Source organism: Henriciella algicola (assembly GCF_003576245.1).
Taxonomy (GTDB): domain Bacteria; phylum Pseudomonadota; class Alphaproteobacteria; order Caulobacterales; family Hyphomonadaceae; genus Henriciella; species Henriciella algicola.
The window spans coordinates 896,807-920,017 of sequence record NZ_QWGA01000003.1; the positions used below are offsets into that span (position 1 = coordinate 896,807).

A 23,211-nucleotide genomic window follows, 5' to 3' on the forward strand; every position below is an offset into this window, starting at 1 on the left:
CCGTCTCGACTAGGTTACCTGAAAAGTACCCTTGCCTGACCTGACGCTTCTTGCAGCCCTTGTCGGCGGCCTCGTCATTCTCGCCGTTGCGGGCGACTTCCTTGTAAATGGGGCCGTGGCACTCGCACGCCGGATTGGCGTGTCTCCGCTCGTGGCCGGTATATTGATTGTCGGCTTCGGCACATCCGCGCCAGAAATGGTCGTCGCGGTTGATGCCTCCAGCCAGGGGCAGCCCGGCATCGCCATCGGCAACATCGTCGGCTCGAACATCGCCAATATCTGGCTGGTGCTCGCCGTCCCCGCATTCCTCATCCCACTCGCCACACGCCAGTTCGGCCTTCGCCGGTCCTACTGGATCATGATTGCTGTGACGGCCGTCTGGATCGGCTGGACCGCTTTCATGCCGCTGACGCCGGTCTTCGGCTTCGTGCTGCTCGGCAGTCTCATCCTCTACTCGATCCTGATGCTGGTATGGACGTCCCAAGGCATCCGCAAAGGCATTGATGTCGGCCTCGAAGACGAAGGCGAGTCGCTTGGCACGACGGCCATGTGGTTCAATCTTCTGATCGGCCTGGTCGGCCTGCCGCTTGGCGCACATCTCATCGTCGAAGGCGGCGCTGGTATTGCCCGTATCTATGCCGTGCCTGAGGAAGTGATCGGCCTCACCCTGCTCGCCATTGGCACCTCGCTGCCGGAACTCGGCGCGGGTATTGCGGCCGGGCTTCGTCGCCGCGGCGAAGTCGTGATCGGCAACGTCATTGGCTCCAACATCTTCAACCTTGCAGGCTCTGGCGCCATCATTGCCTTCTTCGGTCCAACAGATCTTGCCCCGACCTTTCTTCAGTTCGACCACTGGGCACTGGCGGGCGCCGCCATAATTCTCGGCCTGTTCGTCCTGCCACGCAGCCGTGTGACGCGGCTTGCAGCGCTCGCAATGCTGCTCGTCTATGCCGTCTACATCTACGGGCTGATCCATGGCTGGGACGTCACTGGCGAAGTGGAGAGCTGGATTGGCAGATCATAGGCTGACCCCGAAACGCGCTTTGATTACAGGCGCCGGCAAACGCATCGGCCGCGCGCTCGCTGAAGCGCTAGGCGAAGATGGCTGGAGCGTTGCGGTACACTACCGCTCATCTGCCGAAGGTGCGCAGGAAACTGCAGATGCGATCAGCAAAGCTGGCGGCATGGGCGTCATCGTGCAGGGCGACCTCACCGAAGAGAAAGATTTGAAGGCCCTGATCCCGTCTGCGCAGGAAAAACTGGGCGGCCCGCTCAGGCTGCTCGTCAACTCTGCCTCAGCCTTTGAGGACGACACAGCCCTCGACCATGACCGTCAGGGCTGGGACCTTCATTTCGATGCCAATCTGCGCGCACCGATCGCGCTGTCGCAGGCATTTGCCAAGGCGCTCCCTGGCGACGAGAAAGGCCTGATCATCAATGTGATCGACCAGCGCGTCTGGAAGCTCAATCCGCAATTCTTCACTTACACCCTGTCCAAAGCGGCGCTCCTGACAGCGACAAAAACACTTGCGCAGGCGCTGGCACCACACATTCGGGTCAACGGCATCGGCCCCGGCCCGACGCTCGCCAGCGTTCATCAGAGCGACGAAGAGTTCGAAGCTGAAAGACAGGCAACGCTGACGCAGGAAGGCTCCCGGCCTGAAGAAATCGTTCGCGCGATGCGCTATCTCATCGACGCCGACAGCGTCACGGGCCAGATGATTGCAACCGATGGCGGCCAACATCTCATGTGGCAAACACCCGATACGCAGGTCTGATGAACTTCTCTTCTGATACGTCCGCGCCAGCGCATCCCGCCGTGCTTGAAGCCCTTGCGGGGGTGAACAATGGCATGCAGCCGAGCTATGGCGCCGATGAGGTGACCACGCGCCTGCGCGATGAGCTGACGCGTGTTCTGGAAACCGACGACTTCGATTTCTGGCTCTGCGCTTCGGGCACTGCGGCGAATGCGCTGGCCCTGTCCTGTTTCTGCCCGCCCATGGGCGCGATCCTCTGCCACGAGGAAGCCCACATCGCGCGCGACGAACGCTCCGCACCTGAATTCTTTACCGGCGGCGGCAAGCTTCAGCTTCTGCCTGGCGAGGGCGCGCAGATTGATGAAACCGCGCTTCGCGAGGCGATCGCAGGCATCAAGCCGGATTTTGTACATGAGACGCCGGCGCACGTCCTGTCGCTAACCAACCTCACCGAGTCTGGGACCGCCTACCCAGCCGCTCAGGTGAAGCATTTCAGCGCGCTTGCGAAGGATGCTGGCCTGACGGTCCACCTCGATGGCGCACGCTTTGCCAATGCGCTTGTCTCAACCGGGGCATCACCTGCGGAGATCAGCTGGAAGGCAGGCATCGACGTTCTCACGCTCGGCCTCACCAAGACGGGGGCGATGGGGTGCGAGATCATTATCCTGTTCGGCAGTGCCCGGCAGAAATTCAATGAGCTGAAAGCCCGCGCCAAGCGCGCAGGCCATATGCCGCCCAAGATGCGCTATCTTGCAGCTCAGGCGATTGCCATGTTCGCAGATGATCGCTGGCTCTCCCTCGCCACCACTGCAAACCAGCGCGCACGCGAAGTCTCAAACCTCCTTTGCCGGGACGGCGAGACCGAACTCGTCCACCCAGTACATGGCAATGAGATCTTTGTCCGCCTCAGCGATATCAATCTGCGTGCGCTGACGGAGGCGGGCGCGACCTTCTATCCATGGATCGGCGGGTCCCACCGCCTGGTGACGAGTTGGTGCACACCGCAAGAGACGATCGACCGCTTGTCTGAGCTACTCGCCTGAAGAAGATTTGGAAGGCCGTAAGCCGTCCAACAGCCACTCACCAACGCGCTCGAAATACACGTCTTCATCAAGCGGCTTGTGGACCTTGCCCCTCAACACCTCCTGGTGGACAACACGGAGGAGCGAGGCCGACACGATGAGGATTGCCGCATGGCGCGCTTCATCGAAGGATTTGGGCCCGCCTTTTGACCGGATCAGCCGCTCGGCCACAGCATCTATGCCGGACGAAAGATATTTCTGCAGGTAGAATTTCTGGATCTCTTCGTCACCCATGGCCTCCCGGATGCCAAAGGCGTGCACCTTTACATAAGACTCCGTGCGCGTGAGCGCGGCCATTTGCCGAAAATAACCTTTTACCGCATCGTCGAGATTGTCCTGCGGCTGACGGAGAATATCCCTCATAGGCTCAGACCGTTCGTTGATCTGGTTGAGCAGATGGACGATCAGGCCGGTCCTGTCCTTGAAATAGTGGCGGAGGGTCGGTTCAGAGGTTTCGGCCGCAATCGCCAGCTGTCTGAAGGACGGCCTGTCGACGCCATCGCTCAGCACAAAGGTCAGCAGTTTATCAGTGAGCGCCTGCTTTTTCTTTTCAAAGTCTTGATTTCGGACGCCTGCCGGCCGGGCCATTCTCGCTCCCCAACTAATCTATCAGGTGGCTCAATTTCTATCGAACACCCAATATAAAACTATAGTTTTCAATATATTGAGAACGTAGTCAGTTTGTTACGATGGTCAAAGTAATTCTCACTGAACCAGCACAGGCGCGTTGCAGGAGGCGGTGTGAACCCAGACGTCCGCCTCACCAAGGCCTAGCCCCAATGCGGACGTCAGGCTGAAGACAAGCGTGTCGAGGGGCTGAGCAAGTTCTTCGAAGAGTCCTGACAAAATGGACGCGATATAAGCGTCGCTGAGCAACTGAATACCAATCACATCGATTTCATAGTCGAGCTCCGAGATCGCTGACGTGAGCAGTCCCTCCAGAGCCCGGCTCGTGCCAGCCGTCTTCGGATCACCGCCAATTTCATGGCGCATATAGCGCAGTTGCGCGTCGTCAGGATTGGCGGCCTGAACATCGGCGAACGCGTCAATCTGGATCAGTCGACCATTCAGAATATGCGCCGGCTCAACGCGCGCTGATGCCCCCGAACCCTCAATGTCCGCGATACGCAGGCGTGCGAGAGATGGGCGCACAGCTACGTTGACCCGCTGAGGATCCCTCTCACCGGGCTCGCAGACGATATCTGTTATCCGCGCATCAGCTGCGGCCAGATCGATGTGGATTGGCAGGCTGATCAACGCATCAGACAGATGCCTGCCCCCGCCGATTTCTGCGATGACCGAAAGGCGCATCTGTGCGGTTGAAACTGTCTCCCCGGGAAGGCCTGACAGAGCGAACCAAGATTGACCCTGAGGCCGCTCACCGATCACCAGAGACGCATCGACGTTTACCAGACGGCCCGCATGCGCAGACAGACCAAGATCAATCTGATTGTTGCCATTTGCGGTGATAGCGCTGGCCATCAGAAGCGGCAGCGCATCCAGTCTGACGCCTGTTCCGGCAGGTACATCGCCGAGCGCGCGCGGAGCAATTCGGCCCAGCTCGATCAGATCACCAACCTTTAAGGTGCGAGGGTCGCGCCCTGCGTCCTGAGAGAGTGAGCGAAGGGCCTGGCGTGCGAGGGCGCTATCGCCCACCGTCTCGGCCATGGCCGACAGAAGATCTTCCAGTCCTATGTTTGTTTCGAGGACGTCCTCATAGGTCACGGCGGTCAACTCAAGGTCTTCAGCGAGCCACTCAAGACAATCGATCATATCGATCTCTACATCGAGCAAGGCGTCATACGACATCGCGGAGAGGCCAATTTCGGCCCCAAGAAGCTCGGACAGGAGACTGTTCAGAATGCCATCTTCAAGCCGTGCGAGGCGAGACCCGACGGATATACCCGCTTCCGCGGACACCACTGCGACACCCGACACTTCCAGCCGCTTGGGCGATCGCCCAAGAAATTCGAATAGTCTGTGCTGAGGTTCGGACAATGAGACACGGGCCGCGTTCACAGGCCCCTGCCCCACGACAAATCTTTCAGAAACGGGAAGGTCCTTGTCCGCCGTATATCGACCCGTCTCCACCTCGACCGTCATGCCGGTGGTTGAGCGAACCTCCTCGGCCTCCTCATCGTGCTCCAGATCAATACCGGTACGGCCGTTGTCAGAGAGATAGGCTCTAGCAACGCTCTCAGCATTCAGAAGGTCGGAAGCAGCGACGAGGGCGGCCACATCAGCATGTCCCTGCAAGGCCCGCTTCTGGGTTGCAACTGCCCCGGTATCGATTGCGAGAGCTGCCATCATCGCGGCAATTGGCGCGAATGTGGCCGTGATGACAGCCACATTCCCTGCCCGCTCGCGCCCCAGAGCCGTTAGGCGTTCGAAGTAATTGAAGAGCGAGGGCATTAGTAGCCTCCCGCCCTGATAACGGCCTCCCGGCGAATATTCTTCTCCGGCAGCGGCAAGCCATTGTACAAATTCCACACAGGCAGGTGGCTCGCGTCAAAATCGACAACGACACGAAGATAGGTCGAGTCTTCTCCGAGGGCCTCTACACTCACATTGAGCGCCTCAAGGCTCAAAAGGCCACCCTCGCTGACCGTAGCAGCGACGTGTTGGTCAACGAGCGATTGGCGCTCAACGAGGTCGAGTCCACCCACCGCGGCGCGCGCGCTATTTGCTGCCAGCTGCTGAACTGAATGAACCGCCCCGAAGAAGACCCCATAAGCGATGATGCCGAACAGAAGGAATAGGAGCACCGGCGCCACGATCGCAAACTCGACCGCTGACGAGCCTCCACTGCATCTTGATAACCGGCTTTTCTGCACTCCAGCACGCAACATTGTCCCTCCTTGCGGACGCACATCCCCAGGTAGAGATGGCGGTGTTTTTTCCCGCTTTGAGGGGATTAGGCGGATCATTAATTAATGAAACATTCTGCCGTCTTGAAGAATTAGTAACTTATACTTAGCCGCCTATACGTTAACCTTGAATGGCGCTGTATTCATGAGATTTTTTGTATTTGCAGCATCGAAGATCGGCGAAGAAACTTTTGTTTTATTTGATATTGTCTATGCTATAGGGAAATTGGATCTGCTTGCTCTGCACCCATGCGCAAATGAATATTTTCGATGATTATTCAATGCATTGGCGACGCACGAGCATCCATCTACACGCTATACGTGCTCTCCGGAAATCCCGAACAAGCTTGCGCCTGATAAAAATATAAAGTTAGGCGTCAGAACAACGGACTCACCCCCTCGGGGCGTGCGCGCTTTAATGTCGGGGAAATGGTGGGCGGTACAAGGATCGAACTTGTGACCCCTACAATGTCAATGTAGTGCTCTACCGCTGAGCTAACCGCCCATCCGTTTCGAAGCGGCCCTAATCGGACGTCGGAGCGTCCAAGTCAAGCCTGTTTCAGCTGCAAATGTCAGGCAGCGATGACGCGGTCAACTTCCTCGACCAGCTCACGCAGATGGAAAGGCTTCGACAGGATCTTTGCACCTGCGGGCGTCGGCGTGCCGGAAGCCAGTGCGACGGCTGCAAACCCGGTAATAAAGACGATCTTCATGGCCGGGTCGAGCTCTGCGCCGCGTCTGGCGAGTTCGATGCCATCGATGCCAGGCATGACGATGTCCGTCAGCAGCAGGTCGAACACCTCACGCTCAAGCGCGTTCAGCGCCGTCTCGCCATCCTCGAAGTCCTGAACGTCGTGTCCGGCCCGTTTCAGCGACGCAGCCAGAAAGGTGCGCATCATTTCATCGTCTTCGGCGAGAAGTATCTTGCTCATGGGGACTGCGTTCCGGCTATCTGACTGTCGTTTGATCGCACAAAGCACGGTTCGGGTAAATCGACGGTGAACGTGGGAGTAAAGCTTGACCCGGAAAGCCAATGACCGACCTATGGCACGATGACAGTCACGGCGACAGAAGAGCAGAGCCCCGTGCCGGGGAGCGGACTACGGTTGCCGGCGTTTACGCTGGACGTGCCGCAGTCCGATGAGCGCCCGCTAATCTTTGCGTCGCCCCATAGTGGCCGGGAATATCCAGACTATTTCCGCAGTGCGCTGCGCGTGCCGCTACTGGACCTGAAGCGGACAGAAGACGCGTTTGTCGATGAGCTGTTCGCGAACGCGCCTCTTTATGGTGCACGGCTGCTGAAAGCGACTTATGCGCGCTCCTTTGTCGATCTCAACCGCGACCCCCGTGAGATTGACGCCTCCATGTTTCATGGTGACCCGCCAGGCCCTGTCGCTGTGCCGACAGTCCGGGTCGAAGCGGGACTGGGCTGCTTTCCACGCATCGGTGCGCGCGGTGAGTTTATTTATGCAAAAAAGCTGGACCCAGCTGACGGACGCGCTCGCCTCGACTTCGTTCATACACCGTATCACGCCGCATTATCGGGCGAGATTGCTGCACTGCGTCAGAAGTATGGATGCGCCATCCTGATCGACTGCCACTCCATGCCGTCGACCCAGCCCGGCCGTCCAGACTTGCCGGATTTCGTGCTTGGTGACCGCTTTGGGTCGAGCTGCACAGGCCAGCTGACCGGTCTTGTGGAGCGAACATTACGTAAGGCAGGATTCAGCGTTGTGAGGAATGCGCCATATGCTGGCGGCTTTACCACGCGGAAGTATGGCCGGCCGAAACAGCACGTCCACGCCTTGCAAATAGAGATAAACCGGCGGCTTTATCTTGATGAAGCCCAGGTCACAGCGATTGACGCGATGGCCGCACTGTCGCATCAGCTAGATGGGCTGATGGAAAATATCTCTGAATTGAGCGAGCGCTTGCGCCCATAAAAAAAGGGCCGCGCCAAGGCTGGCGCGGCCGAATAAGGTAAAGGGAGGAAACGCCAGAAGGCGTTAGCACCGCAGTGCTGAGACCAACTTATTGTGCGGCGCACAAAATGCAAGACCAAAAAACTGCATCGATGCGTTTTTGCATGAAATCAGACTGAGACAACCGGACGGCATGAAGTTTGCTCTCCATCTCTGCGACGCTCAAACCGGGACGATCCCGGGCTTAAGGATGATCAAGGGGAGCCGGGCATGACTGACAATACCGACCTTCACGTAGGAAAGAGACTACGCCGCCGCCGCAGGCTGCTCGGCCTGACCCAGCAGGAGCTGGCATCCCAGGTAGGGGTCCGCTTCCAGCAGATCCAGAAATATGAGTGCGGCGCCAACCGCATGACCTCTTCGCGGCTCTTCGATCTCTCGAAAGCGCTGAACGTATCAGTCCAGTACTTCTTCGACGGCATTGAGCAGGATGACCTTCTTGCCGCGAATGACGCCGACACGATGGACGGCGACATCCTGAGCCAGAAAGAGACCCTCGAACTGGTGCGGGCATACTACCGCCTGGGTGAACGCCCACGCCGCCGCCTGCTCGAGCTCGCCAAAGCCCTGGAATCCGACCAGAGCGGCACAGGCGCAGCTTGACCTTCCTGTCTCGCGCGCCATAAGCGCGAGACATGACCCTCCCTGCATCGCAGTCTGACCTTGTAGACCTCGCCTGCCGGCTCGCTGACGTGGCCTGGCAGGCGATTTCGCCTCATTTTCGCGCCGGCATTGATGCCGAGAACAAGGCAGGCGGCGCCGCTTACGACCCCGTCACAGTTGCAGATCGGGCCGGCGAAGAAGCCATCCGGGCCATTCTGTCAGTCGAACGCCCGGATGACAGCATCGACGGCGAGGAGTTTGGCAGGCATGAAGGCAGCTCCGGCTGGACCTGGCTGCTCGATCCGATCGACGGCACGCGTGCATTTCTCGCAGGCCTGCCCGTCTGGACGACGCTGATCGCGCTGGCGGACCCGGACGGAAACCCTGTCATTGGCATCATTGATCAGCCCGTCCTCGGAGAGCGATATATCGGCGCACCGGGCGAGGCCTGGCTAGAGACGCCAAAAGGCCGCACGGCGCTGCGCGTGTCTTCCTGCAATGACCTGCGACAGGCAATCATCGCCACAACCGATCCGTTCATCATGAACCCGGCCGAACAGGGGGCATGGACGCATATCCGGCACACGGCACGCATCTGCCGCTATGGCCTTGATGCCTATGCCTATGGACGTCTTGCCGCTGGCAGCATCGACCTGGTGTGTGAAACAGGCCTGCAGCCACATGATGTCGCAGCGCTGATCCCGGTTGTGCGGGGCGCAGGCGGCATTGCGAGAGACTGGCGGGGGCGCGAAGCCAAACAGGGCCCCCAGATCGTCTGCGCGTCCTCGGAAGCCGTCTTCGAGCAGGCTTTCATCTCCCTGCGCCGGTCTGCTGGCGATTAATCAATTACAGCGATGCTGGTCACCTGCCCGACTTGTGCGCTAGGTTCTGTTGCATGAGCGAACAGAGCGAATCCCTCGTCCACCGCAAGCTGCCGACCCGTCGCTGGCCGAGCAAGTGGAACATCTCCAACATCATCGATGGGCGCGCGCTTCGCGTGAAGCTCACTTCGGACTTCCTCGACAATCTGTCTGATGAGGCAAAGGCGCGCAAACAGGTGCTCGACCACCTTCACGGCGCGCTCTTCCGCGGCCGGATGATCGCGCAGGAACGCCTGCAACAAGGCGCAGGCGGTCTCGATACGGCACGGCTCCTTTCTGCTGTCATGGATGAGACGCTGCACGCGCTCTACGATTATATTACCGTCCATGTGCACCGCGCCCGCAACCCCACAGAGGGGGAGCGTCTCGCCGTGTTTGCGACCGGCGGCTATGGCCGCAACGTCCTTGCGCCTTCCAGCGATGTCGATCTGCTCTTTATCCGTCCTTACAAGGCGTCGGCCCATGCAGAGAGCGTCATCGAATACATGCTCTACGCCCTCTGGGATGTCGGCATTAAGGTGGGACACGCCTTCCGCACGCCCGAAGAGTGCATCCGGCTGTCCAAACAGGATGTGACGATCAAAACGTCGCTTCTCGACGCGCGCTTCCTGTTCGGGGACGAGGATCTTGCCGCAGAAACCAAAGAGAAATTTCGCAAGGAAGCGGTCGACGGTTTCGATACCCAGTTCATCGCCGACAAGCTGGCAGAGCGCGATGGGCGCCACGCCAAGCAGGGCAATACGCGCTATGTCGTTGAACCCAATGTGAAAGAAGGCAAGGGCGGCCTGCGTGACCTGCAGACGCTCTACTGGATCACCAAGCACATGTATGACGGCGTCTCGCTTGAAGACGTCATGAAGTCAGGCCCCTTCACCAAGCATGAGTACAGCGTCTTCATCCGCGCTGCGCGCTTCTTCTGGACGGTGCGCTGCCATCTTCACTATCTCACAGGCCGCGCCGAAGAGCGGCTGAGCTTCGATCTTCAGCCGGAGATCGCGTCCCGTATGGGCTACCGCGACCGGTCCGGACAGCTCGGGGTCGAGCGGTTCATGAAACACTATTTCCTTGTCGCAAAGGATGTCGGCAATCTGACCCGCATTCTCGCGGCGAAGCTCGAAGCCGATCAGATCAAGAAGCCTGAAGGCTGGCGCCGTTTCATCCGTACTGGCACGCCGAAACCGATGGCGCACGAGGGCTTCATCCTTGATGGGGAACGCGTCAGCGTCACCGATGAGGACGTCTTCAAGAAGTCACCGGAAAACCTGATCCGGCTTTTCCAGCTGGCTGATGAGACCGAACACGACATCCACCCCGATGCCATGACGATCGCGGCCCGTAATGCCCGCGTCATCAATTCGCGCACCCGCTCCAAGCCAGAGATGAGCAAGATCTTCATCGACCTTCTGGTAAACGGCAAAAACCCCGGACTGGCCCTGCACCGCATGAACGAGGCTGACGTGCTTGGCCGCTTCATTCCCGAGTTCGGCGGCATCGTCGCGCAGACCCAGTTCAACATGTATCACCACTTCACCGTGGATGAGCATACGATCCGCGCCGTCGACTATATGGCGCAGATCGACCGGGAAGGCGGCGAAGGCTTTGAACTGCCCCACCGCCTTTTCCAGAAGATCGATAACAAGCACATTCTCTATCTGGCGATGCTGCTGCATGACACAGGCAAGGGCCATGGCGACCAGCAGATTGAAGGCACGAAGACCGCGACGGCTGCAGGCAAACGCCTCGGCCTGTCTGATGCCGAGACAGACCTCGTTGCATGGCTGGTCGGTCACCACCTCGAAATGAGTGAGACCGCCCAGAAGCGTGATATCGCAGACCCGCAGACCATCGTCCGCTTCGCCTCTATGGTCGGGTCGATCGAACGCCTGCGGTTGCTCTACATCCTCACCATTGCAGACATTCGCGCCGTGGGGCCCGGCATCTGGAACGCCTGGAAGGGCCAGCTTCTGGAAGACCTCTATCAGAACACCGAAGCCGCCCTGCGCGGGGGCCGTACTGACGCCATCAGCGTCTCGCGTGAGCTTGAAGGCCGCGCCGCGCTGAACCGCGAACAGCTCGTCGAGCGCGTCGGCACCATTCCCGAAGTGATGTCCGACATGGACCCGGCCTACTGGACTGGCTTTGACCTCGACGCGCTGGAGCAGCATGCCCGCACGATCCGGGCAGGCGACCCGCCAATCGTCTCTGCGCATGTTCGCGAGGATGGCGGCGGTGTCTCACTGCTTGTCGCAGGACAGGACAGGCTCGGCCTATTCTCGCGCCTTGCCGGGACGATCGCCTCGCAGAGCGCAAATGTCGTCTCCGCTCAGGTCTTCACCGCGCCATCCGGGTTCATCGTCGATGTTTTCATCCTTCAGGATGGCAAGGGCGGCGTGTTCGCTGCGGGTGACGAGGGCCGGTTGAGACGCCTTGAGAATGAGGTTCGCCGCGCCTTTGCCACCAATGAACCCGTGGCCAACATCCCGGCCAAGTCCTACCGGCGCGAGGCGGCCTTCAGGGTCATCCCGCAGGTCAAGATCGATGACACGCTGTCTGACGGCTACACTGTCATCGATGTGGCAGGCCGCGACAGGCCGGGCCTGCTGCACGATGTCGCCCGCCTTCTGGCAGACGAGAACATCTCCATCCATTCCGCCCATGTCGGCAGTTATGGTGAGCGGGTATTCGACGCTTTCTACGTGCAGCTCCCGGCGAGTTACACTGATGTGAAGCTTGCTGCGCTCAAGGAGAAACTGCTGGAAGTGCTCCAGCGCGAGGAGCCCGACGCGCCGCGCACGCCTGCCCGCAGCCTGAAGCAGGCAAATGCGGCAGACAGCTTCTGATTGTTAACCTTGGCGGTATAGCGCACCCAGCATGAGCGTCCTTCGCAACACGTTGACCCAGTCGAGCTGGACGTTTGGCAGCCGCATCCTCGGCTTCGCCCGCGACCTTGTCATTCTCGCAAAATTAGGCGCAGGCCCGGTGGCTGACGCCTTCTTCACCGCCCTGATGTTCCCGAACCTGTTCCGGCGCGTCTTTGCTGAAGGCGCCTTCGCGCAGGCCTTTGTCCCCGCCTATGCGCGCACCATGGAAGCCGAAGGCGAGGAAGCCGCCCGCAAGCTCGCCGAGGAGACGCTGAGGGGGCTTCTGGCGGTAACGGTGGGGCTCGTCATCGTCGCGCAGGTGGCGATGCCGTGGATCATGCTGTTGCTGCACGGCGGCTATCGCAATGACCCGGTCCACTTCCCGCTGGCGATCCTGCTGACGCAGATCACCATGCCGTATCTCGCCTTCATGGCGCTTGCGGCGCTTTTGTCGGGTGTCCTGAACTCGGCCGGGCGCTTTGGCATGTCGGCAGGCGCGCCAACCCTGCTTAATCTCTGCCTGCTCGCAGCGGCTTTCATGGGGTCGGACAATTACGCGGTCGCGCAGTCACTCGCCATCGCTGTCACTGTAGCAGGGGCCCTTCAGGTAGCACTGCTCTGGTACGGCGTCTCCCGCCAGAAAGTTCGCCTGAGCATCGGCCTTCCCAAGATCACGCCCGGCGTGAAACGCGTCGCGGCCCTCGCCATTCCCGGAACGATTGCGGCATCCGGCATGCAGATCAACATCGTCGTCAGCCAGGCGCTCGCAAGCTTTGAGGCGGGCGCAAAGTCATGGCTCTATTCGGCCGACCGGCTGTACCAGCTGCCCCTCGGCCTTGTCGGAGTCGCCGTAGGTCTTGCGATCCTGCCGCGCCTCGCCCGCGCGGCCCGCGCCAGCGATGAGGGCGACAGCCGCGATATCATGGACAATGGCATCGGCCTCGCCATGGCGCTGACGGTCCCGGCCGCTGCGGCGCTCATGGCCGCGCCCTTCCTCTTCGTCGACAGCTTCTTCACGCGCGGCGACTTCACCAGCGACGACGCGGCGCTCACGGCGCAGGCCCTCTTTCACTTTGGCTGGGGCGTGCCTGCCTTTGTGCTCATCAAGGTGCTCGCGCCGGGCTTCTTCGCCCGCGAAGACACGCGCACCCCGATGAACTTCTCGCTCATCTCTGTCGTAGTGAACACGGTGCTGGGCGCTGGCCTCTTCTTTTTTCTGAAGTCGCAGGGCGTCTATGGCTTCCCCGGCCTTGCCATTGCGACCAGCACAGCGGCCTGGATCAACGTCATCCTGCTCTTTGCGACCTTGAAACGCCGCGACTGGTACAATCCGGGACCAGAGCTCCTCAAACGCCTCGTCTCCGTCATTCTCGCCTCATCGGCCCTCGGCGCCCTGCTCTGGTATCTCGCCAGCATCAGCGGCCAGATCTCCGAGGTCGCGCTCGACTCCAAATTCGTCGGCGCCATCGTGATCTCGCTCGCAGGGGCCGCAGCCTATCTGGTTTTCGCAGTCCTGTTTGGCGCTATTCGTCTCAGTGACATGAAGGGGGCTTTGCGCCGCTAGAGGCATGCGCTATTTGCGGCGCCATGAGCGAGCAAGACACACCGACCTATACCGGGCCCAAGCGGGTCTTTTCCGGTATCCAGCCCACCGGCAATCTCCACCTTGGAAATTACCTCGGTGCCCTGAAGAAATTCACCACGCTGCAGAATGATGGTTGGGACTGCGTCTTCTGTGTCGTTGACCTTCACGCGATCACCATGCCGTTTGACCAGTCGCAGCTGGCCAACCAGACCCGCCAGATCGCAGCCGCGATGATGGCAAGCGGCGTTGATCCCGACAAATCTGTCCTGTTCGCACAGTCCTCTGTCCGTGTGCACACCGAACTCACTTGGATTTTCGATAGCGTCGCCCGCATGGGCTGGCTGGAGAAGATGATCCAGTTCAAGGAAAAGTCCGGCAAGGACGCTGAGCGCTCTTCGGTTGGCCTCTTCAACTATCCTGTGCTGCAGGCCGCGGACATCCTTGCCTACAAGGCGACGCACGTGCCGGTCGGCGAAGACCAGCGCCAGCATCTTGAGCTCTCGCGTGACATCGCGGACCGTTTCAACCGCGACTATGGCGCGCCGGGTTTCTTCCCGCTGCCGGAAGCCCTCACCGAAGGCCCTGGCGCCCGGATCATGAGCCTCAAGGACGGCACGAAGAAGATGTCGAAGTCTGATCCGGCCGAGAATTCGCGCATCAACCTTATCGACGATGCCGACACTATCTCGCGCAAGATCAAGAAATCGAAGACCGACACGCTTGGCGATGTGCCATCGGAAATCGCTGGCCTCGAAGGACGCCCCGAAGTCGCAAACCTTGTCGGCATCTATGGCGCGCTTGCAGGCATGACCGACGAACAGGTCCTCGCCGAATATGGCGGCAAAGGCTTTGGCGTGTTCAAGCCAGCGCTTGCAGACCTCGCCGTCGATCACCTCGCCCCGATCACTACCCGCATGCGCGAGCTGATGGATAATCCACACGAAATCGACGCGGCCCTGCGCATCGGTGCCGAGCGCGCGAACGCAATCGCAGAGCCGATCATGGAAGAAGTCCGCCAGACGGTCGGCTTCTGGCGCCCATAAGCCACCTCAACTCTCTCCACCCCTCCTCCTCTCGTGAAAGTCATTTCCATGAAACGCCTGTCTGCCCTGCTTCTCGCCCCTGCCCTCATCGCAGCCTGCAGCCAGTCGGCTGAGACCGATGGCCCGGTGCTTTCCTATGAAGACGCTTTCGTCATGGCCCCGATTGCTGGCCGCGATGTCACCATGGGCGGGATCGAAATTTCGGTCGAAGGCGGCAATGTCACGCTGACGGGCGCGATCTCTGACATCGCTGGCACGGTCGAGATGCACACGATGGAAATGAATGACGGCTCGATGCAGATGCGTCCTGTCGAGAGTTTCGAGATCGCCGATGGCGAGACGCTGACGCTCGAGCGCGGCGGCAATCATCTCATGTTCTTCAGCCTGGTCGAGGATCTCTCGGCCGGTGAAGTCGCAAATATCTCTTTCAGCTTCGAGACCGAAACCGGTGAGACGCTGACACTGGAAGCAGAAGCCGAAGTCCGCGCGCAAGGCGAATAGGCAAGGCCGTGGCGGGGCGCGCTAGCGGAAACTAGCGCGTCTTGGTCACGTGTCTCTGGAACTTGATCACGCGCGGCACGATCTGCTCGCGGAATTTCGAGCCATTGAACACGCCGTAATGGCCGACACCCGGCTGCACATAGTCTTCTTTCAGCGTGTCCGGAATGTTGGCACAGAGGTCATGGGCGGCTTGCGTCTGACCGATACCGGAAATGTCATCGAGCTCACCCTCGACCGTCATCAGGCCGACAGATGAGATCGCCTCTGGTTTGACGAGGCGCTGGTCGCGGTAGCGGTATTCGCCCTTGGCCAGAAGCGCCTTCTGGAAAACGCGCTCGATCGTCTGGATGTAGAACTCTTCGGTCAGGTCCAGCACGGACAGGTATTCGTCATAAAATGCCTGATGCTTCTCAGCGCCGTCTTCATCACCCTCGATCAGATGCTCGAAGAAGCGGTGCTGGGCGTCGACGTGACGCTCCCAGTTCATATGCATGAAGGAACTGAGCTGGATGAAGCCCGGATAGACCCGGCGGCCAGCCCCTGCCCATGGCAGTGGCACGGTGTGGATCATCTTGGAGCGGAACCAGTCGAGGCTGCGCTCTTCAGCAAGAAGGTTCGGCACAGTCGGAGAGCGACGCACATCGATGGGTGAGCCCATGAACGTCATCGTCGCTGGAAGCGCATCCGACCCGTCCTCTGCCATCATCGAAATCGCAGCGAGGACCGGCGGGCCGGGCTGGCAAACAGCCAGCACGTGCGCGCCTGCGCCGAGGAATGCCAGCATGTCCTGGATGTGGTCGATATAGTCGTCGAGATCGAAACGGCCGAACCAGATCGGCGCCATGCGCGCATCAGTCCAGTCCGTGATGTAGACATTATGGGTTGGCAGGAAGGCTTCGACCGTGCCGCGCAGCAGCGTTGCGTAGTGGCCGGACAGCGGCGCGACGATGATCAGGTCGGGCCGGTTTGCCGGTGCGCCTGCCGTTTCAAAATGGATGAGCTGGCACCATGGCGACGACCAGGCCGTGACAGGCATGACCGCATGCGACTTGCCATTAATCTCAGTCGACTCGATCTGCCACTCAGGCTTGCCGTAATAGCGGGTGGCGCGTTCGAACACATTCGCGGCGGCCGCAATGGCCCGGCCCGCTTCACTGTCGCGCGCAGGATTGATCGGTGAGCTCCAGAAGGACGCAGTTGCCTTGGCCTGCAGGCGCAGCGGCGCCATGGCCGCGCGGTTCATTTCAACAAGAGCGTAAAGCAAAGCGTCACCTTCCGTATGCTGCAGCGCAACATAGGCGGGGAAACGGCCTTTTGCAATCAGCCAGTTCTAGCCGAAGATGGTTTCCAGACAGGTCGCCATCTCTTCAGGATTGGTAATCGTCTCGGAGAAGAAGGTTTTCAGCTTCCAGTCGGGGCCCATCACATAGATGAGCGATGTGTGGTCCATCGTATATTCGGCCACGCTTTCAGGGGTCTCAACGCGTGAGAAGGCGGCGCTGAACTCATTCGCCACCGCTTCGATCTCTTCCGGCGCACCCGTCAGGCCGACGAGGCCGTCGGGAAACGCATTGCTTTGCACATAGTCAGCCAGCGCTTCTGGCGTATCGCGCTCCGGGTCGACACTGATCAGCAGCGTTTGCGGGCGCTCCATGTCTTCTGGCAGGCGGCTATAGGCATTGTTGATCGCCACCAGCGTCCCCGGGCACACATCAGGGCAATAGGTGAAGCCGAAATAGACCAGCGACGGCTTGCCCATGAAGTTTTCCTGGGTGACGCGCTCGCCTGTGTGCATGGTCAACTCAAACGGACCGCCAATCTCTTCATAGGCGCGCGATGTACACCCCGCGACTGGCCCGCCAGACCTTGCCGTTTCGCCAGAGGCTGCGGTCTCATTCCCCTCATTCGCGCCGCTACAGGCTGCCGCGAGAAGGAATGATGCTAAGAGAATTGTCGATCTGATACGCATGCGGCTACGTATGCGTTGGGCAGGTGCTTCGATCAAGGTGGCGCCGCGCCGCTACAGTGTCGCATGCTGCGGCACAGCTGAAAGAGGCAAGGATGGACGACGCCCACGCGTCCCGCGAAGGAATAGAACAGGCACTCTACAGCCTGCTGCCGACCGGCCTCGCCGGTGTGGACGCAGCGCGTGGCCGCGCCCGCCTTCGCACATTGACGACGCTGCGCTGGCTCGCCGTTGGCGGGCAGACGGCGGCTGTGCTCTTCGTCAATTTCGTCCTCGGCTTCGATGTGCCGCTCGGACCCTGCCTGACAGTCATTGCCGCCTCAGCCTGGCTTAACGTCTTCCTATCCTTCGCCATGCGCGATCAGGTCCTTCTGAAAGGCTGGGAAGCTGCGCTCCAGCTCTGCTTCGATACGCTGCAGCTGGCGCTTCTGCTGGGTCTCACGGGTGGGCTTTCCAACCCCTTCCTCCTCTTCCTGCTGGCACCCGTCACGGTGGCCGCGAGCAGCCTTCGCCCGCGCTATTCTGCGATCATTGCAGGCATGGCCATCGCGCTTGCGGCCTTGATGCCGGCCTTCGCGCTCGACCTTCCGTGGTATGCAGGCAGCAGTCTCTATCTGCCAGCCCTGTTCGAGTGGGGGCATTTCGCCGCCTTCTTCCTCGCTATCGTCTTCTTTGCGGTCTCGTCCGTCCGCCTGAGTGAGGACGAAGCCCGGCTAGTGCGCGCCATGGATGCAGCGTCTGTCGTCATGGCGCGTGAGCAGAAGCTCTCAGCCCTCGGCGCCATGGCCGCGATGACCGCGCATGAGCTTGGCACGCCACTGGCCACCATTCACCTCGTTGCCAAGGAGCTCGCCGGAGACCTGAAGCCCGATGACCCGCATCACGACGACGTGCGACTGATTGCGGAGCAGGCTGACAGATGCCGCGACATCCTTCGCCAGCTCAGCCGCTCACGCGAAGCCGAAGACATCGTCCACGCCAATATGCCGCTCTCCAGCCTGGTGGAGGAAGCGGCTGCGCCATTCAAGGGCCTCGGGGTCAGCCTCAACGTGACCTGGTCGGCTGGGGAGGATGGAGAGCCCCGCATCCCGACCATCCGCAGGAGCCCTGAAGTCCTGCACGCCCTCGGGGCCTTCGTCGAGAACGCCGTCAGCTTTGCCGACAGCCACGTCAAGGCGGCTGCCAGCTGGACCGACAAGCAGTTCATGGTCACCATCAGTGACGATGGGCCGGGCTTTGCGCCCGACGTCATGCCCAAGCTCGGCGAGCCCTATGTTTCCCAGCGCGGCGAGGCCCATCTCCATGGCGGTGACATGGGCCTTGGCTTTTTCATCGCGAAAACACTGATTGAACGAACGGGCGGGCGGATTGCGACGCGTAATCGCACCCCACCGCGTAAAGGCGCAATTGTGCAGGCGGTGTGGCCACGAAGCGCACTGGAAAGCTTGGAATCCGAGCGAATGCAAATAAATGGTCCCACAGTGGAGACTTGATCATGGACTATAACGTTACCGTCAAAATTCATGAGGCCCTCAAGGATGTAGAGGACCGCACTTGCCTGATACTTGACGATGATGGCCCATTTCTGCAGCGACTTGCCCGGGCGCTGACGCAGCGGGGCTTTCTCGTGTCTGCCGTCTCAAGCGCCAATGAAGCCAAAGACATCGCCCGCATGAACCCGCCTGCCTTCGCGGTGCTGGATCTTCGTCTTGAGGACGGCTCGGGTCTCGACGTCGTTGAAACGCTGCAGCAGTACCGCCCGGATGCGCGCGCGGTGATCCTCACCGGCTATGGCGCGATCGCGACCGCAGTTGCTGCGGTGAAGGCTGGCGCCGTCGACTATCTCGCCAAGCCCGCCGAAGTCGAAGACATCATCCGCGCCCTCGTCAACAAGGGCGACAGCCTGCCAGAGCCGCCAGAGAATCCGATGTCTGCAGACCGCGTCCGCTGGGAACACATCCAGCGCGTCTATGAGCTCTGCAATCACAATGTCTCGGAAACGGCGCGCCGCCTGAACATGCACCGCCGCACCCTGCAGCGCATCCTGGCGAAACGCGCGCCGCGTTAGTTCTACTAATCTTGCGTATGCGGCTTCATCCTTCGACAGGCTCAGGATGAGGGTACGCTTGTGGCCCGCACCCCGTAGACCTCACCCTGAGCCTGTCGAAGGGCGAGGTCCATCTCTCGATTTTGAACTACTACCCCTTCGGCCCCAAGTCTGACTCCTTCCGCGCCGGGTCAGGCGTCTTGTCCTTGAACTTGCAGATGTCGCTGATGGTACACAGCCAGCATTTCGGTTTTCGCGCCACGCAGACATAGCGCCCGTGCAGGATCAGCCAGTGATGGGCGCCCTTCTTGAATTCGTCCGGTGTCACGCGTTCGAGCTGGTCTTCCACCTCATCCGGATTTTTACCGGGCGCGAGGCCCGTTCGGTTTGAAACGCGGAAGATGTGCGTATCGACGGCGATGGTCGGCTGACCGAAGGCCTCGTTCAGCACAACATTCGCCGTCTTGCGCCCGACGCCCGGCAGCCGTGTCAGCTCATCGCGGGTTTGTGGCACCTCGCCGCCAAACTCCTCGATCAGAAGCTCGCAAAGCGCGATCACATTCTTCGCCTTGTTGCGCCAAAGGCCGATCGTCTTGATGTGATCGGCGACGCCCTCCTCACCCAGCGCCAGCATCGCCTCTGGCGTATCGGCGATCTCGAACAGCCTCTTGGTCGCCTTGTTCACGCCGACATCTGTCGCCTGCGCCGACAGGGCGACAGCCACGACGAGGGTGAAAGGGTTGTGATAGTTCAGCTCTGTCTCAGGGGCGGGCCTGTCCTCGGCGAGCGCCGCATAGAGCTGCGCCGTCTTCTCTGGGCCGAGCGTCGGGGAGCGGCGTTTCCTGCGTGTCTTGGTCGGGGTCTTTGCCATGGGTGCGAGGTGTAAATGCCGCGGCGCTGCGATCAAGCGTCAACTTGCCTGCGTGGCAGACAGCAATATTTTCCGCTTCGCCATGACAAACAGCCAATCCACTGTTTATTTCGACGCCACGCTGACCCCGCACACAGCGCTCAGCCCGCGTGCGTTTCTCGTTGTCATGGGCCTCGTCGGCTTCATGAGCTTTGTCGGCGGAATGATGTTCCTGTCGATGGGCGCCGTGCCCGTCATTGCCTGGTTTGGCCTCGACGCGCTCGCCATCTGGCTCGCCTTTCGCGCCAGCTTCCACAGCCTGCGCCAGGAAACGCGTATCGAAGTGACTGCCGAACGGATCGCCCTCTCGCACACCGCGCCGGGCAGTGAGCCGCGCCGTGTCGAACTACCAACCGGCTTTGCCCGGCTCAGCCTCGACTTTCCAGAGCGCCGGCCAAGCGAGCTGAAACTCGCTCATGGCCAGCAGGCCTATGTGATCGGCCGCTTTCTGACGCCCGGCGAGCGCAAGTCCCTCCACACCGCGCTGAAATCCGCCATCGAAAAAGCCCGCGCCGAACGTTACGCATAAAAAAATGACGCCTGCGTCATAGTTTTTTCATTTGCCCTGTGTTACCTTTGGTCAGGTACACGAAAAAGCTCACCGGAATACCGGGAGATCAGGAGGCAAAGAAATGGCTGATACAGCAACGAAGATCGCCCACAATCTTGAGCGGCCAAAGACGACCGCACGCGAAAAGCTGATGGAATTCCATCTCGACCGCGGTGCGCCAATCCCGTCGCCGGAAGACGTCGACATGAAGACGTTTGACATCCTGGATCCGGAGCTCTGGCGCCGCGACGCCCATTGGGATTTCTTCAAATGGATGCGCGACAATGATCCGGTCCACTACACACCGGACAGCTTTGCCGGCCCTTACTGGTCCGTGACGCTCTATGACGACGTCCGCGACGTCGATATCGACCACAAGCGCTTCTCATCGTCCTGGGAATATGGCGGCATCACGCTCGGTGAGCCGTTCGAAGACTTCGAACTGCCAATGTTCATCGCCATGGATGAGCCCCGCCACTCTGAGCAGCGCAAGACCGTCCAGCCGGCGGTTGCACCAAACATGCTCAAGGAATTCGAGCCGCTGATCCGCTCGCGGACCCAAGGCCTGCTCGACTCCCTGCCGGTCAATGAGCCATTCGACTGGGTCGACACGGTTTCGATCGAGCTCACCACCATGATGCTCGCGACCCTGTTCGACTTCCCGTTCGAAGATCGCCGCAAGCTGACCCATTGGTCGGACGTCGCGACCAACCCGCACAATCCGGACATCTGCCCGGGTGGCCTCGACCAGTGGAAGCAGGAACTCATGGAGTGCCTGACCACATTCATGGGCATTTATCAGGACCGCCAGTCCAAGCCGGTCAAGAATGACCTGATGAGCCTTCTCGCCCACGGCGAAAAGACCAAGAACATGACCCCGATGGAGCTTCTCGGGAACGTGATCCTGCTTATCGTTGGCGGCAATGACACGACGCGCAACTCCATGACGGCGTCGGTCCATGCCCTCAACAAGTGGCCGGATCAGTTCGAAAAGCTGAAAGCCGATCCATCTCTGATCCCGAATATGGTGTCAGAAGTCATCCGCTGGCAGACGCCGCTCGCCTATATGCGTCGCACCGCGCTCGAGGACGTCGAAATTCGCGGCAAGACCATCAAGAAAGGCGAACAGGTCGCCATGTGGTATGTGTCAGCCAACCGCGACGAGCGGTTCTGGGACGAAGATCCATATCGCCTCCACATCGACCGCAAGCAGGCCCGCAACCACATCGCGTTCGGTTTCGGCATCCACCGCTGCGTCGGCAACCGCCTGGCTGAACTTCAGCTCCGCATCCTTTGGGAAGAGCTGCTGGAACGCTTCGACCATATCGAAGTGCTGGAAGAGCCAGAGCGCAACGCACATTCCTTCGTGAAGGGCTACACCTGGATGCCGGTCATCCTGCACCCGAAGAAGTAGACTTAATACCCTCCCAGAAACTTGAAGCCCCGCGGCCTGTCAGGCTTGCGGGGCTTTTTTTTCGGCGCATATCGCGGTGCGACTAGTCCTCGAAGTCGTCGATAATACCGCTGAGGCGAGAGCGCCCGCCATCCATGATAAGCGTCTCGCCCGTTATGATCGCTGACTTTGGCGAGGACAGGTACAGCGCGGCCTCTGCGATCTCGTCGGCAAGGCTGGCGCGGCCCAGCGGGGTACGCTTGCGCAGCGACGGGTCCTCGCTTTCGGCACGCGGGCGAAGGGCGCATATCGCGTTCACACGGATACCCTTGGACGCCAGATCAACTGCGCCCGATCGCACCACACCCAGAATGGCGTGTTGCATCACCGCGTCGGCGAAGTCGCCTTCGCTGACCTGCTGGGCCGAGAGTGAAAGCACGAATGTCACCGACCCTAACTGCTTCTTCCGGCCGAGCGTCTCCCCGGCCTCATCGACGCGTTTGGCGACGTGGCGTTCAAACATTCTAAGAGTCAGAATAGCGGTGCGCAGCGCTTTCATGTGCGCTTTTTCGAACTCCGCCACATTGATTTCGGTGAAAGCCGTCTTGGGCGGAATTGGCGGGACCGCCACAATGTGATCGACCCGGCCATAAGCTTCCAGGGCCGCGGCCAGCGCATTCTTCACGCCGATCTGCGTGTCGAGATCTTCCTGATGGACAATCGCCCGGTCACGCAAACTATCGGCAAATTTCTCAACCCGCTTCTGACTCTGGTCACAGGCGACAACCGCATGACCCTCTTCAGCGAAGCGGCGAGCCACGGCTTCGCCAGTCATCTGGCCAAGTCCGAGAATAAGGGTAACTGGCTGGTCCATCTGGGCTCCTGATCCGGCAGCAAGCGCCCCACCGGATCAGGTAACGCCAGACTGCCAGACTAGTTCGGTTTAAGGTGGTGAAGCTCTTCCTTGATCTTGAGCTTGCGGCGTTTGAGATCATGAAGCCGGGTTTCGTCGGCTGCGGGCCTCTTCTGCTCCTGCTCAATCTCCTCATCAAGACGCTGATGGCGGCTAGAGAGTTCGGCGATACGTCCTTGTAGTGACATTGTATCATGCTCCTTTCTTGCTGATGAGAAAACTGTGCTTTTGAGGTCACAGTAAATCACATCAGAAAAAGGCGGTCACGCA

The 23,211-nt window shown here is 60.2% G+C and carries 23 protein-coding genes and 1 tRNA gene; 14 read left to right on the plus strand and 10 right to left on the minus strand.

Annotated features, from left to right (window positions below; all coding sequences use genetic code 11):
• Positions 1 to 31: 31 nt before the first annotated feature.
• From D1222_RS04805 to D1222_RS04815, 3 genes are read left to right on the plus strand one after another with little or no spacing between them, the layout of a single operon-like run.
• Positions 32 to 1,024 carry a calcium/sodium antiporter gene (locus D1222_RS04805; protein ID WP_119453063.1) on the plus strand — a complete coding sequence of 331 codons (993 nt, stop codon included), beginning with the start codon at positions 32 to 34 and terminating at the stop codon, positions 1,022 to 1,024.
• Positions 1,011 to 1,778 carry an SDR family oxidoreductase gene (locus tag D1222_RS04810; RefSeq protein WP_119453064.1) on the plus strand — a complete coding sequence of 256 codons (768 nt, stop codon included), beginning with the start codon at positions 1,011 to 1,013 and terminating at the stop codon, positions 1,776 to 1,778. The genes D1222_RS04805 and D1222_RS04810 overlap by 14 nt, the downstream gene beginning before the upstream one ends.
• Positions 1,778 to 2,800, plus strand: coding sequence for a threonine aldolase family protein (locus D1222_RS04815; RefSeq protein ID WP_119453065.1), 1,023 nt, complete (start codon positions 1,778 to 1,780; stop codon positions 2,798 to 2,800). The genes D1222_RS04810 and D1222_RS04815 overlap by 1 nt, the downstream gene beginning before the upstream one ends.
• On the opposite strand, the gene D1222_RS04820 is transcribed toward D1222_RS04815, so the two are convergent.
• The 5 genes from D1222_RS04820 to cpdR form a co-directional block, all read right to left on the minus strand.
• Positions 2,789 to 3,427: a TetR/AcrR family transcriptional regulator gene (locus tag D1222_RS04820; protein WP_119453066.1), complete on the minus strand. Its 639-nt coding sequence runs from the start codon at positions 3,425 to 3,427 to the stop codon at positions 2,789 to 2,791. The two genes, D1222_RS04815 and D1222_RS04820, sit on opposite strands and share 12 nt — an antisense overlap.
• A 117-nt stretch (positions 3,428 to 3,544) precedes the next feature.
• The gene (locus D1222_RS04825) at positions 3,545 to 5,251 is read right to left on the minus strand and encodes a pilus assembly protein TadG-related protein (RefSeq protein ID WP_119453067.1); all 1,707 of its coding nucleotides are present in this window, start codon (positions 5,249 to 5,251) and stop codon (positions 3,545 to 3,547) included.
• Positions 5,251 to 5,688 (minus strand): TadE/TadG family type IV pilus assembly protein, encoded by a 438-nt coding sequence (locus D1222_RS04830; RefSeq protein ID WP_119453068.1) that lies wholly within the window; start codon positions 5,686 to 5,688, stop codon positions 5,251 to 5,253. Before D1222_RS04830 ends, D1222_RS04825 begins: the two co-directional genes overlap by 1 nt.
• Positions 5,689 to 6,136: 448 nt before the next feature.
• Positions 6,137 to 6,211: transfer RNA gene (locus D1222_RS04835), tRNA-Val, on the minus strand.
• Between the two features lie 67 nt (positions 6,212 to 6,278).
• Positions 6,279 to 6,638 carry a cell cycle two-component system response regulator CpdR gene (gene cpdR / locus D1222_RS04840; RefSeq protein ID WP_119453069.1) on the minus strand — a complete coding sequence of 120 codons (360 nt, stop codon included), beginning with the start codon at positions 6,636 to 6,638 and terminating at the stop codon, positions 6,279 to 6,281.
• Positions 6,639 to 6,758: 120 nt separating this feature from the next.
• Between cpdR and D1222_RS04845 the strand changes: the two genes are divergently transcribed.
• The 7 genes from D1222_RS04845 to D1222_RS04875 all read left to right on the plus strand — a co-directional run bounded on the left by D1222_RS04845 (position 6,759) and on the right by D1222_RS04875 (position 15,162).
• The gene (locus tag D1222_RS04845; protein ID WP_119453070.1) at positions 6,759 to 7,649 is read left to right on the plus strand and encodes an N-formylglutamate amidohydrolase; all 891 of its coding nucleotides are present in this window, start codon (positions 6,759 to 6,761) and stop codon (positions 7,647 to 7,649) included.
• Between the two features lie 249 nt (positions 7,650 to 7,898).
• The gene (locus D1222_RS04850; RefSeq protein ID WP_119453071.1) at positions 7,899 to 8,291 is read left to right on the plus strand and encodes a helix-turn-helix domain-containing protein; all 393 of its coding nucleotides are present in this window, start codon (positions 7,899 to 7,901) and stop codon (positions 8,289 to 8,291) included.
• A 32-nt stretch (positions 8,292 to 8,323) separates the two neighbouring features.
• Positions 8,324 to 9,133 (plus strand): inositol monophosphatase family protein, encoded by an 810-nt coding sequence (locus D1222_RS04855; protein WP_119453072.1) that lies wholly within the window; start codon positions 8,324 to 8,326, stop codon positions 9,131 to 9,133.
• Positions 9,134 to 9,186: 53 nt separating this feature from the next.
• Positions 9,187 to 12,012, plus strand: coding sequence for a [protein-PII] uridylyltransferase (locus D1222_RS04860; RefSeq protein WP_119453073.1), 2,826 nt, complete (start codon positions 9,187 to 9,189; stop codon positions 12,010 to 12,012).
• 31 nt (positions 12,013 to 12,043) lie between these two features.
• Positions 12,044 to 13,597 carry a murein biosynthesis integral membrane protein MurJ gene (murJ, locus tag D1222_RS04865; protein WP_119453074.1) on the plus strand — a complete coding sequence of 518 codons (1,554 nt, stop codon included), beginning with the start codon at positions 12,044 to 12,046 and terminating at the stop codon, positions 13,595 to 13,597.
• 23 nt (positions 13,598 to 13,620) lie between these two features.
• Positions 13,621 to 14,661, plus strand: a complete 1,041-nt coding sequence (trpS, locus tag D1222_RS04870; RefSeq protein WP_119453075.1) for a tryptophan--tRNA ligase — start codon at positions 13,621 to 13,623, stop codon at positions 14,659 to 14,661.
• Between the two features lie 48 nt (positions 14,662 to 14,709).
• Positions 14,710 to 15,162 carry a copper chaperone PCu(A)C gene (locus D1222_RS04875; protein ID WP_119453076.1) on the plus strand — a complete coding sequence of 151 codons (453 nt, stop codon included), beginning with the start codon at positions 14,710 to 14,712 and terminating at the stop codon, positions 15,160 to 15,162.
• 31 nt (positions 15,163 to 15,193) lie between these two features.
• Here the strand turns inward: D1222_RS04875 and D1222_RS04880 are convergent, their stop codons facing one another.
• Together D1222_RS04880 and D1222_RS04885 are read right to left on the minus strand one after the other, a co-directional pair.
• Complete coding sequence (locus D1222_RS04880; protein WP_119453077.1) at positions 15,194 to 16,426, minus strand: polyhydroxyalkanoate depolymerase; 1,233 nt, start codon at positions 16,424 to 16,426, stop codon at positions 15,194 to 15,196.
• A gap of 66 nt (positions 16,427 to 16,492) precedes the next feature.
• A complete protein-coding gene (locus tag D1222_RS04885) occupies positions 16,493 to 17,131 on the minus strand; it encodes an SCO family protein (RefSeq protein ID WP_119453733.1) in 639 nt (212 codons plus the stop codon).
• Between the two features lie 92 nt (positions 17,132 to 17,223).
• On the opposite strand from D1222_RS04885, the gene D1222_RS04890 reads away from it, so the two are divergent.
• Together D1222_RS04890 and D1222_RS04895 are read left to right on the plus strand one after the other, a co-directional pair.
• Positions 17,224 to 18,621, plus strand: a complete 1,398-nt coding sequence (locus D1222_RS04890; protein WP_119453078.1) for an ActS/PrrB/RegB family redox-sensitive histidine kinase — start codon at positions 17,224 to 17,226, stop codon at positions 18,619 to 18,621.
• 2 nt (positions 18,622 to 18,623) lie between these two features.
• Positions 18,624 to 19,196 carry an ActR/PrrA/RegA family redox response regulator transcription factor gene (locus tag D1222_RS04895; protein WP_119453079.1) on the plus strand — a complete coding sequence of 191 codons (573 nt, stop codon included), beginning with the start codon at positions 18,624 to 18,626 and terminating at the stop codon, positions 19,194 to 19,196.
• A 130-nt stretch (positions 19,197 to 19,326) separates the two neighbouring features.
• On the opposite strand, the gene nth is transcribed toward D1222_RS04895, so the two are convergent.
• Positions 19,327 to 20,046, minus strand: coding sequence for an endonuclease III (gene nth, locus D1222_RS04900; protein WP_119453080.1), 720 nt, complete (start codon positions 20,044 to 20,046; stop codon positions 19,327 to 19,329).
• A gap of 52 nt (positions 20,047 to 20,098) precedes the next feature.
• Here nth and D1222_RS04905 point away from each other — a divergent pair, with 52 nt between their 5' ends.
• Positions 20,099 to 20,614 (plus strand): DUF2244 domain-containing protein, encoded by a 516-nt coding sequence (locus tag D1222_RS04905; RefSeq protein WP_233348515.1) that lies wholly within the window; start codon positions 20,099 to 20,101, stop codon positions 20,612 to 20,614.
• Positions 20,615 to 20,717: 103 nt separating this feature from the next.
• Positions 20,718 to 22,049 carry a cytochrome P450 gene (locus tag D1222_RS04910; RefSeq protein ID WP_119453082.1) on the plus strand — a complete coding sequence of 444 codons (1,332 nt, stop codon included), beginning with the start codon at positions 20,718 to 20,720 and terminating at the stop codon, positions 22,047 to 22,049.
• 82 nt (positions 22,050 to 22,131) lie between these two features.
• Here D1222_RS04910 and D1222_RS04915 read toward each other — a convergent pair whose 3' ends face one another.
• Positions 22,132 to 22,902 carry an SDR family NAD(P)-dependent oxidoreductase gene (locus D1222_RS04915; protein WP_119453083.1) on the minus strand — a complete coding sequence of 257 codons (771 nt, stop codon included), beginning with the start codon at positions 22,900 to 22,902 and terminating at the stop codon, positions 22,132 to 22,134.
• Positions 22,903 to 22,961: 59 nt separating this feature from the next.
• Positions 22,962 to 23,129: a YdcH family protein gene (locus tag D1222_RS04920; RefSeq protein ID WP_119453084.1), complete on the minus strand. Its 168-nt coding sequence runs from the start codon at positions 23,127 to 23,129 to the stop codon at positions 22,962 to 22,964.
• Positions 23,130 to 23,211: the final 82 nt, after the last annotated feature.